Below are 12,925 nucleotides of genomic sequence, written 5' to 3' on the forward strand. Positions count from 1 at the left end.
TTATTTTAACTCACAGCTAAAAGACCTAACAGAACTACTATTTGGCAGACTAATTAGAAAAATAATAAAAAAAATAGTTTTAGGATACGCAATTCTCTGCAAAGGATTGTTATCATTATAAAAGCTATCATATATTGCGGGGTTCCGCAACTTAAACCATTTTTTAATAACTTAAAACAATAAATTCATTTCCAGCTATGGACAATAAACACTATGAACATGGTTTGACGTTATGTAAGACCATCTTGGTGCTCTTCCTACTCTGCGTTCCCATGCAAGGCATGAAGGCACAAGTGAACTTCGTAACTCCACGCGCCAAGCTCGAAGCTGTAGTTAAACAATTGAAAACCAAATCCAAGTATCGTTTCTTCTACAACGATGTATTGGCAAAGGTAGAGGTCAATGCCGTTACCGCCAAGGATGAGCCATTGCCTAATGTGCTCAACAAGCTCTTCGCAGGAACAGACATCACCTATAAGATTGTCGATGATGTAGTTTATCTCTCCAAGGGTAAAGCTACCGAACAGCAAAAGAAACAACAAGCTCAACAGCGTACCAGCGAAAGCCACAAGATTGAGGGAACCGTCACCGATGCCAATGGCGAGCCACTGATAGGTGTCAGCGTGCAGGTGAAAGGTTCTACGCTTGGAGCCGTAACCGACCTTGACGGCCATTACGTCTTCACCACAGATGTGGCCAATCCCGTACTGGTTTATTCTTATATTGGTTATGCAACCCAAGAAGTGGAATTGCAAGGACGCAACAAAATGGACCTCGTGATGCGCGAAGAAGCCCATACGTTGGGTGACGTTGTCGTAACAGCGCTTGGCATCAAACGCTCTGAGAAAGCCTTGAGTTATAATGTACAGAAGGTAGGAGGTGAGGATGTGAACACCGTAAAGAGTGCTAACTTCATGAATTCTTTGGCCGGTAAGGTGGCCGGTGTCAACATCAACTCTTCAGCTTCGGGTGCCGGTGGTGCAGCTCGTGTAGTGATGCGTGGTCCTAAATCGATTACCCAGAGTAACGGAGCACTCTATGTGGTAGACGGAGTACCCATGACCAACACCAGCCAAGGCGAAGTAGCCAACGGAAGATATGGCTCACAGCCCGGTTCAGAAGGCATCGCCGATATCAATCCAGAAGACATTGAGAGCATCTCTGTGCTCAGTGGTCCTGCCGCAGCAGCTCTTTATGGTTCGGCAGCAGCCCAAGGTGTCATCATGATTACCACCAAGAAGGGCAAAGAAGGCCGTATCCAAGTGAGCGTTTCCAACAGTTCACAGTTCAACCGCCCATTCATCATGCCTCAATTTCAAAACTCTTATGTCAACAGGCAGAATGAAGTGGCATCTTGGGGAGCCAAAGCTGAGTCGCAGTTTGGAAACTATGAACCCAAAAACTTCTTTGGTACAGGTAGCAATATACAGAACAATGTGTCTTTGACCGTAGGTTCTGACAAGAATCAGACTTATCTCTCGGTAGGTACGACAAATGCCAAGGGTATCATGCCTAACAATAGCTACAATCGCTATAACTTCACTTTCCGCAACACAACACATTTTTTGGATGATAAACTGACTTTTGATTTCGGTTTCAACTACATCCTTGAAAACGACAAGAACCTCACTGCACAAGGTGAATATTTCAATCCTATCCCTGCCGCATACCTCTTCCCACGTGGCGAGAGTTTCGATGCTATCCGCACATACGAAATTTGGGATCCTACACGCCTTATCTATATGCAGAACTGGAACTTTGGTGATGCTCTGAGTATGCAAAACCCTTACTGGATAGCCAACCGTATGGTACGCACCAATAAGAAGGGACGCTACATGGTCAACGGCTCTTTGAAATACCAAATCACCAAGTGGCTAGACGTAACCGGTCGTCTGCGTTGGGACGATGCGGCCACTAAGCAAGAAGATAAACGCTATGCCTCTACCATCAACCTGTTCTCTCACTCCAACTACGGTTTCTATGGATACGACAAAATCAACGACCAGAGTCTCTATGGAGACCTCATGGCTAATATCAACAAGTCGTGGGATACATTCAGCGTAGGTGCCAATATCGGTGGTTCGTTCTCACGTACGAAGTACGATGTGACCGGTTTTCAAGGCGGACTCAAAGCTCCTTCCAATCTATTTACACCTAATGCCATCGATTATAGCCAAGTAACGAATGACAACCGCCCCATATTCAACTTGAACAAACATTACATCAATTCATTGTTTGCCAACGTAGAATTGGGTTGGAAGAGCATGCTCTACTTGACATTAACCGGCCGTAACGACTGGGATTCTGCCCTCGATGGTACGGCAAAGAGTTCATTCTTCTATCCATCAGTAGGTATGTCGGCCGTTATTTCAGAAATGGCCAAGCTCCCTCGTTTTATCAATTACATGAAGGTACGTGCTTCTTGGGCCAGCGTAGGTTCGGCTATCAAGCCTAATATTTCTTCTTTGTGGCGATACGGGTACAATCCTGCATCTGCAACATATAGCACTGTGACCTATAAATTCCCCGAAACATTCTATCCGGAACGTACTGATTCGTGGGAGGCCGGCCTTACCGCACGCTTCTTCAACAATGCCTTGACACTGGATTTGACGGTTTATCAGAGCAACACTCGCAAGCAGACATTTCTTCGTTCAATCTCTGCCGGAGGTGGTTATAACCAAGAATACATTCAAACAGGTAATGTCCGCAACCGCGGTTTGGAGCTTTCGCTCGGCTATAACAAGACATGGGGTGATTTCGGATGGAACACCAATCTGACCTACAGTATGAATCGCAATAAGATTATCAACCTGCTCGACGATCCCAACGAGGTGCTCAACATGGGTGGACTCAATGGTATCAACATCATTTTGAAGAAAGGTGGTACCATGGGCGATGTCTATACCAGCACTGATTTCAAGCGCGATGCCGATGGAAACATTGCTTTGGATGCTAGTGGCAACGTGATGCAAGAAAATCTAAGCAACCCTGTTTATCGTGGTTCTGTGCTCCCCAAAGGTAACGTAGGTTTCTCTAACGAATTCTCTTATAAGGGAATGAACTTCGGTTTTCTCGTTACAGCACGCTTTGGTGGTATCGTAATGAGCCAGACACAAGCCATCCTCGACCAATATGGAGTATCCAAGGCATCGGCTGATGCTCGTGATAACGGAGGCATCAACGTCAATAGTGGCAAGGTGGGAGCCGAAGGTTACTTTGCAGTAGTAGGTGGTAACAACCCCATTTGGTCGGAATACATTTATAGTGCCACCAATGCTCGTCTACAAGAAGCCCACATTAGCTACACGCTTCCCAAAACATGGCTCAAGCATATACAACTAACGCTTGGACTGACAGCGCACAATCTCTTCATGATCTACAACAAAGCCCCGTTTGATCCAGAATCAACTGCCTCAACCGGTACATACTATCAAGGCTTTGACTACTTCATGCAGCCAAGTCTGCGCTCACTAGGTTTCAATGTAAACCTGAAATTCTAAGTTCCCGTCCTAATTAAATTAAAACATCACAATGAAAAATAAATATATTTCAAGAGTAGCCATGATGGGAATGGCAGCTGCTTTTACCATGAGCAGTCTTTCCTCATGTACGGCAGGTTTTGAAGAAGCCAACCGCCCGGGAAATAATGCTTCTGCAGAGGAACTGGGTCGTGACAACTATACCATAGGCTCATTCCTTGTACAAATGCAGAATGCTGTCTTCCCAGAACAAGAAAACGACTTCCAAATGGACGAAGACCTAATAGGCAATTATTTAGCTCGTTACATGACATACGTTAATCATGGATGGAATAACGCCAACTTTGCAACGATGAACGCCCCTGCCAATTGGGTACGCTATCCACAGAAAACGGTGGCTCCCAAGTTTACTTCAGCTTTCAACGAAGTAAAGCGTTTGAGCAACGGAAAGAAAGATGTAAACTATGCTTGGGCTCTTATTCTGCGCTCACAAGGTATCCTTTGCATGACCGACAAGTATGGCCCATTCACCATCGGAGCCGGCAAAGATGGCAAAGAGTATAGTTCACAGAAAGATATCTACACACAAGTAGTGGCCGATTTGGATGAAGCTATCTCTATTCTGAAGCCTTTAACAAGCAACGCATCGTTTACCGCCAATGCCAGTTTCGACAAAGTGTACGGCGGAAAGTTTATCAAATGGATGAAATTTGCCAATTCCTTGAAACTGCGTATTGCTATACGAATCAGCGGTATAGAACCTGAGATGGCTAAGAAGATAGGCGTGGAAGCAGTCAAAGCCGGTGTCATAGAGAAGAATGATGAAAACCTTGCTATTGAATATACACCTCATGGACTTTATAAAACTTCTGTGGAATGGGGTGACAGTCGGGCCTGTGCCGACATCGAAAGCTACATGACCGGTTTTAACGACCCTCGATTGGCAAAATATTTCAAGCCCGTAGGCGAACGTAAGGCTGGTTCACGCGAGATTATCGGTTGTCGCGCCGGCGCCAAGATTGGTAACAAGTCGGTGGCAGATCCGCTCTATTCGGCTGCCAATGTAACCAATTCTACCAAAGGTATTTGGCTCACAGCCGCAGAAATGTGGTTCTGCCGTGCCGAAGGAGCTTTAATGAATTGGGACGGAATGGGCGGTTCGGCCAAGACATTGTACGAAAAAGCCATTACAATATCTTTCCAACAATGGGAAGCCGGTGATGCAACTAATTATCTCAACAACAACTATGATAAGCAAGCTACCTATGAAGATGCTGACGGAGGCTTTGGTCATAATGTGGGTAGAGTAAGTACTATCACTGTCATGTGGGATGATCATGCATCTATGGAACGCAAGATGGAGCGCCTCATCACACAGAAATGGATTGCTCTCTTCCCTTATGGACAAGAAGGATGGAACGAAATCAGACGTACAGGTTATCCTAAAGTGTTCCCAGTAGACCAAAATACAGGTTCCTACACGATCAAGGTGCCAAACAGAATTCCATTCTCTGACACAGAAATCACAGAGAATCCAGAAAACTTGGCCAAGGCTAAAGAACTGTTACAAGGACCAGATACTTATGCAACACCAATGTGGTGGCAGAAGAAATGGTGGAGAAACTATTGATAACTGTAACCGAATTTCCTAACCAAACATAGAAAAGAAAATGAAAAATATATTCAAAACGATTCTTTACGCTCTTGCTGTCGGATGCTCATTGACGGCTTGTAGCGACTGGACCGATACTGAAACACAAAACCCGACCGACCTTACCAAGAATATTAGGACGGAAGCTTATTATGCACAACTGCGCGACTTCAAAAAGAGCGACCATCCTTTATCAATGGGATGGTTTGGTGGTTGGGCTGGTAGAAACGCCTCTTTGAAAACCTCACTAAGCGGCTTACCCGACAGTCTTGACTTCGTTTCACTGTGGGGAAATTGGAAAAACCTATCACAGGAACAAAAAGACGATTTGAAATACGTACAAGAAACCAAGGGTACCAAGGTGCTTATATGCTGGCAGGTGCATGATATTGGAGACCAGCTGACACCTGATGCGCCCGAAGGTTGGGCAGAAAAGAATCCCGGTAAGATTTACCGCCATGAATATTGGCACTGGGGTAACAACAAAGAAGAGAACCTAAAGGCCGTAGAGGCGTATGCCAAAGCCATTCTCGATACTATTCGCACCTACAATTATGACGGTTTTGACCTCGACGCGGAGCCATTTATCAAACAAATAGGTTTTGAAGCTAACGAAGAATTGTGGCATGATTTGGACTACATCCATAAATTTGTAGAAGTATTGGCTACCGAGTTGGGTCCCCAGTCGGGCACAGACAAACTGTTGGTTATCGATGGTATGCCCGAAGGATTGAAGAAACCGGAAATGGAAAAGTATTTTAACTATTTCATTCTGCAGGCCTATCACAACAAAAATTCTGGTTATCGCCGTGTAAACGACATCCAAACTCGCTTCGATGCGCAGTATGATCATTTCAAAGATGTGCTTTCTCCTGAGGCACTATGCAAGAAAATCATCATTACAGAAAACTTTGAAGATGGCCAAAACATCACTGCCTACCGCTATATTATGGCTGAAGGTATTGAGCATCAGCACGATTATGAGGGTTTGGTACCAAACTCTATGATGACTTGGCAGACCACCAGTCAAGATCGTTGGGGACGGACTTACACCTTGAGCGATACAGAAAAGCGTTGGGTATCACGCAGTATCATCACCTACGCTATGTGGAATCCCACCATCAACGGTAAGGTTTGTCCTAAAGGTGGTATCGGAACTTTCCATATGGAGTACGAATATGACAAGGACGGCACTATCAATACCTATCCAAACCTACGTACTGCCATCCAGCTACAAAACCCCAACAAAAAATAAACAACAGATTAAAAGGAATACATAATATGCAACGATATAAAAGTACTATCGCAATGGCGCTGACCGGAATAGCCTTGATGGGCTTCAGCGCATGCAACGATGCAGAATATTCTCCGTTGGAACGTCAGGCTTTCTTTGCCGAGACAAAGACCAATGCGAATATAGCACAGAAGATTACCGTGGAGGATGACGGCACTCCTGTAACCTTCCATGTACAGCTTTCATCTCCTGCTGAGGGAGACACCCATTTTGGCGTGGAGTTCGACGAAGCTGCCTTGAAGAAGTATAATGAAGATAATTTCACCAATTATGAGCTCTTACCAGCATCAGGCTATGATATGCCGATAAAGGAAGTCACTCTGAAAGAAGGCGAAAGTTTATCGGGCGACATTGGCATTCATGTCAATCCTTTCACAGAAGAGCAGAAAGCCAAGGCTAAGAAGTTTGCTTTGCCCCTGAAACTGGTAAGCAAAGACGGCAAGCAAGCGGTGCTTAATTCCGGAGGATCCATGATACTATTATTCGATAAGGTCGTACGTCAGGATGTACCTACATACAATGCGCATGTTCCTTTCCAGTTTAAGATGAAAGAAGACTTCAACTCTATCCAATGGACAGTGGAATTCTGTGTGAACATCGACCGCTTAGGTGAGAAGGTTGGCGAAATGAACAATCAACAGTTACTTTGTGGTTGGGGTAACAGCAGTGAAGACGGAGAAATCTTCTCACGCTTCGGTGATGCGCCTATCGAGGGTAATCGAATGAATATTAAGGCACAGGGTGGCCAGCTCAATAGCAATACACAGTTTGCTGCAGGCAAATGGTATCATGTGGCTATCGTAAGCAATGGCAGCTCTCTGAAGCTTTATGTCAATGGTGTTCTTGACAAATCGGAGGCTGTTTCCGGCAAACCTGTACACATCAAAGCCGATAACTGGTGGTTTGGTAACCACGACGGCGAACGCTTCCAGTATCTAAAGGCTAATGTGAAAGTGAGCGAATTGCGCATTTGGTCAAAAGCACTTTCTCAGCCACAGATTGCCAATAACATGTATGGTACCGACTTAACAGCTGAAGGTCTCTATGCTTACTTCAAGCTCAACGAGGGTGTTGGCAACGATTTCAAGGACGCTCGCGAAGGCAATGAGAACAAGGGAGCCAAATCAGCTTCTAGCGATGGCGACGTAGAATGGACTAAAAATGTTCGTATCGATGGTAAAGAAAAGTAGACAATAATCTCTAACGACAATCTAAAATGAAAAAGAATATATTTAAATCCGCTCTTCTGGCTGTGTCGACAGTATTATTGTTGACAGCCTGCGAGAGCGATCCGGAAGTGGGAAGCACGCTCTATCCTTCAATGACAGACGCATCTACCCCCGTAGCCTATATTGACAATCACTCTTATGTGCCAAAAAATATTCAAGCAAACATCTTCGTGCAAAAGGGTACATCGACGGAACTTGACACCGATGGTTGCGAACTGAAGTTTAAAATACACCTTACTATAGCTAGCAACAAAGACTTGGTCTTCAATCTGAAACAAGATAATGCAAAGATTCCACAGGCTTATGCCGAGAGTCATGAGGCACTGAAGGAAGATGCTTTCACTGTAGCAAAAGGCACTGTGACGATCAAAGCCGGCAAACTAGAGTCGGAAGATGAATTTGATATCAAGTTGGACGCAGCCTCTAAAAGCCTGATTGGAGTAGAAGATGGCAAAAAGATGATGGCAGCCTTCACTGTAGAAGCGCCTACCGAGGTGACTCTCAGTGAGAAATACAATGCTTATTGCTGGGAAGTAAGCAAGAAAATATTCTGGGTAAATCCCAAGGGATCGACCAAGGGTATGGAACAACTCGACGTTAACACCTATGATGTGAATGCCGCTAGCTACGGTAATATCGGCCCAAATTTAAGCGATGGTAAAGATGATTCCTATCAACAATATATGGTAAGCAATTCATCTACATCTTATTTAAAAATAGATTTGAAGAAAGAAACCGATATCAAGGCCTTGCAACTGACCCCTTGCGGTTCCTCATTCTTCGGTGATCTCAACGAATTATTTGTTCGCGAGATAGAGATTTTCGGTTCTACTGCTGACAAAGGCTTATTCCAAATGACTGATGCCGACATGGTACAACTAGGTGTAGCCACATGTCCCGCCATGCCCAAAGGACCAAATGATAAATGGGATATTGTATTCTATGGTCCACAGAAAGTTCGCCATATATGGGTAAGAATGGTATCGGCTTTTTCAGATAGCAGTTCCGCTTTTATCAACGAATTGAGAATCTTTAAATAAAAAGTTTGAAAGACAAAAAGGTAATTATGATTATTATAAATAAAGATTGTTGATTTCGGGTAATCATCTCTGGTTTTAAGGTAGAGGGCATATCTATATGATATGCCCTCCTTTTATTTTTTTACTATTCAGACTATTGGTTTATACTTGGGAACCAATAGTTTTATCATTGTCCAACCTATCAGATAGGCCACGGCGCAGATACAAAAGACTATCATATAGCCGCCCGGCTTACCTTCAAAACCCATAAAACGGAAAGCCGAACCTTGCTCCGCTGCATAGGTAAAGAGCAAGCCGGAACCCTTATTCAACATAAAGCTGCTCACGCCACCAGCCATCGAGCCAATACCGGTAATCGTCGCTATAGTCGATTTAGGGAACATATCGCCAATTGTAGAATATAGATTGGCCGACCAAGCTTGATGCCCTGCTCCTAGCAATCCTATGATGATAGCAGCCCACCAAGCACTCATCGTACCCATAGGTTGCGCCAATAATCCCAAAACAGGGAAACAAGCAAATATCAGCATGGCCCGCATGCGACCGGCATAAGGATTCATCCCCTTCTTATCTACAAAGTAAGTAGGCAGATAACCACCCCCGATACTGAGCACGGTACAGATGGCATAGAGTGTAAAAACGAGCGCAATACCCATCGATGAGTCCGAAGTATAACCATATTGGTCGGAGAAATAGGCCGGCGCCCAAAACAGAAAGAACCACCAGACACCATCAGTTGAGAATTTACCAACAAAGAATGCCCACGTTTGACGATAGGTAAAGCACTTCCAAAAGCCAATAGGTTTCTCGCTTGTCTGCACACTTTGTGTTGCGCTAGGGAGCGTCTCATCATCTTGTTCTATATAAGTCAGCTCGGCTTTATTCACATATTGATTGCTTCGGGGCTTATCATAAAGCCATATCCACAGCCCCATCCACACGAACCCAAGCATACCGATGATGACAAAAGCCATCTCCCACCCCCACGCACGAGCCAGCAATGGGATGGTAGCCGGAGCTGCCAACGCCCCTACAGAGGCTCCACTATTGAAGATGGAAGTAGCAAAAGCCCGGTCTTTCTTAGGAAAATACTCTGCCGTCACCTTGATAGCAGCCGGAAAATTCCCCCCTTCGCCGACAGCAAGAACGAGTCTACAGGCTAGAAACAACCACACACTGACAGTAGCCAAAGCCACCGCCGCATCGCTTCCATACTGTATAAGAGCCAACTCTTCCATGCTATTATACCCTTCAATGTGCATGGCCAGCCAACCACAACCGGCATGAAGGATAGCTCCGGTAGACCAAACAAGAATAGCAATGAGATACCCTCTCTTCGTTCCCAACCAGTCTATGAGCTTTCCGGCAAATAGGTTTGCAATGGCATAAAAGATAGAAAAACAACCGGTAATGGTACCGTAGTCATTATCGGTCCAATGAAATTCGGGAGCAATAAAGTCTTTCCAAGTGAGCGATAACACTTGGCGATCTAAATAATTTACTGTTGTTGCCAAGAACAGCAAGGCACAGATGACCCAACGAAAGTTAGACATCCGGCCTGTTTTCTGTTGCTTCATATTATTAAGGTTTTAATTATATCGTGTTTAACAAGTAGCTATTATCTTTCAAAAAAGCCCTATCAGTCTTGGAAGTAGATACGCTTCACTCGTAGACTGATACCGGTAAGCACCTCATAGGGGATAGTATCAAGCACATCGCTCAGCACCGTTACCGGCAGATGATCACCGAATATCTCGACAGTATCGCCTTCCTTGCAGTCTATTCCCGTCACATCTATCATCGCTACATCCATACAAATGTTGCCGACATAGTATGCTTTCTGCCCGTTGACAAGGCAATAACCATGTCGATTGCCCAAGTGACGATTCAAACCATCAGCATATCCGATAGGGATAGCAGCTATCACACTGTCTTTCTCTAACGTTCCCTTACGGCTATAGCCCACCGTTTCATCGGCCGGAACATGGCGTAGCTGTAGTATTGTGGTCCTCAGTGTGCTCACATTGTTAATGGTTGCGTTGTCACGAGAGTTGATTCCGTAGAGCCCTAGTCCCAATCTACACATGTCGAGTTGACGGTTCGGGAAGTGAATAATGCCTGCCGAATTATCTATATGTCGCAAAATCTTATGCTCAAAAGCATCTTGCAACTGCTTGCTACCTTCTTCAAAGAGAGCAAATTGAGCAGCAGAGAAACTATCAAAGTCATCACTATCCGACCCAACGAAGTGCGAAAACACCGACCGAGGGATAATAGCATTTTGGTGTTTTAGGCGATCTATGAGACGCGGCATGTCTTCACGAGGATTAAACCCCAGCCGATGCATACCGGTATCGAGTTTGATATGTACGGGATAACCGGTGATACCTTCTTTCTCAGCAGCCTTGATGAGTGCTTCCAACAGGCGAAAACTATAGACTTCGGGCTCTAAATCATAATCAAACATGGTCTTGAACGCCGACATCTCCGGGTTCATGATCATGATATTGCTCGTGATTCCATTCTTGCGGAGCGTCACTCCCTCATCGGCAACAGCCACGGCCAGATAGTCCACACGATGGTCTTGCAATGTCTTAGCTATCTCCACACTCCCCGCTCCATACGCATCGGCCTTAATCATGCACACAAGTTTGGTCTCCGGACGCATGAATGAACGATACCAATTCAAGTTGTTCACCACCGCATTCAGGTTTACTTCCAAGATAGTCTCATGCACTTTCTGCACCAAGAGTTCCGTCAATTGGTCGAAACCAAATTGGCGTGCACCTTTCAACAGAATCACTTCGTCGCGCAAACCATGGAACACATCACTGTGAATAAATTCTTCGACATTCTCAAAGAAATACTTTTCGCCCACAGCTATCACATCCGCCTGCTGCAACAACTGCGGACCAATACCGATAAACTTCTGTACACCACGCTCCACAGCCATGTTCGACACCTCTTGATAAAGCAACTTGGGCTGTTCACCACTTTGGAATATATCGCTCAGAATCAAAGTTCGGCGACGCCCTTGATGGTCTGGTCGACGATTCATAAAGTCGAGTGCGATGTCGAGTGAGTTTATATCCGAGTTGTAGCTATCATTAATAAGCGTGCAACCATGCTGTCCTTGTTTCACTTCCAAGCGCATAGCCACCGGTTCGAGAGCCGCCATCCGCAGATTCAAATCCTCCTTTGACACACCAAGCAGTAAAGCCACAGCTGCCGAAGTGACACTGTTAGCCACCGAAGCGTCGTCGATGAAAGGCAGTTCATACTCTCCTTGCTCCGTGCCATGGAACACATACGATACACGAGTAGTAGTCTCTCCTTTCTCCACCTTATTTATATAGAGGGCAGCCTGCGGATTCTTCATGCTCCAATCAGTCTTCTCACCCTTATATTCTGATTCCGCCAAGCAACGCACAACGATGTCGTCGTCTGAACAATAAACCACATTCTGCGCATCATGGAACAACTTCAACTTCTCCATGCACTTCTCTTCCATCGACGAGAAATTCTCTTGATGAGCCAATCCTAAACTGGTGAGCACCCCGATAGTAGGCTGAATAATATCGCCCAAAGCCAACATCTCGCCCGGCAAACTAATACCTGCTTCAAAGATACCTACTTGTGTCTGTTCATTCATCAACCATACCGAGAGTGGGACACCTATCTGCGAGTTGTAACTACGGGGACTACGTGTCGTCATTAGTTGTGGAGATACCAGTTGGTAGAGCCACTCCTTCACCATCGTTTTACCATTGCTACCAGTAATTCCGACGATAGGAATATTAAATTCATCGCGATGACGCTCGGCCAAACGCTGCAAAGCTTCCAATGAGTTGACCACTTTCAAGAAGTTAGCATCAGCATATTGCTGTGCAAAATCATGCGGTACATGTTCTACAACAAAGTTGCGAACACCGCGACGATATAATTCCGGGATATAATGATGTCCGTCGTTACGCACGGACTTCAATGCAAAAAACAAGGTTTCTTCAGGGAAACAGAGTGAACGACTATCGGTTAAAACGAATCCGATGTTTGCTTCATGTTCTCCAAAACGACGCGCACCTATCAGTGTGGTTACTTTTTCAATAGTATATGTCATCGTATGATGTGTTGAATGTCTTGTATACAGCTACCATTAAAGGCAACTTAGCTTTTGCAAAGATAATGCAAATGAGCGCAATGAGAATTTATTCCCAAATTGCCGAGTGCAG

The 12,925-nt window shown here is 45.0% G+C and carries 7 protein-coding genes; 5 read left to right on the forward strand and 2 right to left on the reverse strand.

Features of this window, described 5'->3' with window-relative positions:
* Positions 1-197: 197 nt before the first annotated feature.
* Genes HMPREF0671_RS07850 through HMPREF0671_RS07870 form a run of 5 tightly spaced genes read left to right on the forward strand, consistent with a single transcriptional unit; the run spans position 198 to position 8,696 of the window.
* Positions 198-3,503 (forward strand): SusC/RagA family TonB-linked outer membrane protein, encoded by a 3,306-nt coding sequence (locus HMPREF0671_RS07850; protein WP_036899151.1) that lies wholly within the window; start codon positions 198-200, stop codon positions 3,501-3,503.
* Positions 3,504-3,534: 31 nt separating this feature from the next.
* A complete protein-coding gene (locus HMPREF0671_RS07855) occupies positions 3,535-5,112 on the forward strand; it encodes a SusD/RagB family nutrient-binding outer membrane lipoprotein (protein ID WP_036899154.1) in 1,578 nt (525 codons plus the stop codon).
* A 40-nt stretch (positions 5,113-5,152) separates the two neighbouring features.
* Positions 5,153-6,388, forward strand: a complete 1,236-nt coding sequence (locus tag HMPREF0671_RS07860) for a glycoside hydrolase family 18 (protein ID WP_036899157.1) — start codon at positions 5,153-5,155, stop codon at positions 6,386-6,388.
* Positions 6,389-6,414: 26 nt separating this feature from the next.
* Positions 6,415-7,617 (forward strand): DUF1735 and LamG domain-containing protein, encoded by a 1,203-nt coding sequence (locus tag HMPREF0671_RS07865; protein WP_036899160.1) that lies wholly within the window; start codon positions 6,415-6,417, stop codon positions 7,615-7,617.
* Between the two features lie 26 nt (positions 7,618-7,643).
* Positions 7,644-8,696 carry a DUF1735 domain-containing protein gene (locus HMPREF0671_RS07870; RefSeq protein ID WP_036899162.1) on the forward strand — a complete coding sequence of 351 codons (1,053 nt, stop codon included), beginning with the start codon at positions 7,644-7,646 and terminating at the stop codon, positions 8,694-8,696.
* 128 nt (positions 8,697-8,824) lie between these two features.
* Here HMPREF0671_RS07870 and HMPREF0671_RS07875 read toward each other — a convergent pair whose 3' ends face one another.
* Entirely contained in the window at positions 8,825-10,273 is a 1,449-nt protein-coding gene (locus HMPREF0671_RS07875) for an MFS transporter (RefSeq protein ID WP_036899165.1), read from the reverse strand.
* A 62-nt stretch (positions 10,274-10,335) separates the two neighbouring features.
* Positions 10,336-12,813, reverse strand: a complete 2,478-nt coding sequence (locus HMPREF0671_RS07880; protein WP_036899169.1) for a bifunctional UDP-N-acetylmuramoyl-tripeptide:D-alanyl-D-alanine ligase/alanine racemase — start codon at positions 12,811-12,813, stop codon at positions 10,336-10,338.
* Between the last annotated feature and the right edge of the window lie 112 nt (positions 12,814-12,925).

Source organism: Prevotella sp. S7 MS 2, assembly GCF_000762865.1.
In the GTDB taxonomy this organism is placed as follows: Bacteria; Bacteroidota; Bacteroidia; order Bacteroidales; family Bacteroidaceae; genus Prevotella.

Bases quoted from the DNA above. Each gene is read 5' to 3' on its own strand.
- HMPREF0671_RS07850 (WP_036899151.1), top strand. From the start codon at position 198: ATGGACAATAAACACTATGAACATGGTTTGACGTTATGTAAGACCATC.
- HMPREF0671_RS07855 (WP_036899154.1), top strand. From the start codon at position 3,535: ATGAAAAATAAATATATTTCAAGAGTAGCCATGATGGGAATGGCAGCT.
- HMPREF0671_RS07860 (WP_036899157.1), top strand. From the start codon at position 5,153: ATGAAAAATATATTCAAAACGATTCTTTACGCTCTTGCTGTCGGATGC.
- HMPREF0671_RS07865 (WP_036899160.1), top strand. From the start codon at position 6,415: ATGCAACGATATAAAAGTACTATCGCAATGGCGCTGACCGGAATAGCC.
- HMPREF0671_RS07870 (WP_036899162.1), top strand. From the start codon at position 7,644: ATGAAAAAGAATATATTTAAATCCGCTCTTCTGGCTGTGTCGACAGTA.
- HMPREF0671_RS07875 (WP_036899165.1), bottom strand. From the start codon at position 10,273: ATGAAGCAACAGAAAACAGGCCGGATGTCTAACTTTCGTTGGGTCATC.
- HMPREF0671_RS07880 (WP_036899169.1), bottom strand. From the start codon at position 12,813: ATGACATATACTATTGAAAAAGTAACCACACTGATAGGTGCGCGTCGT.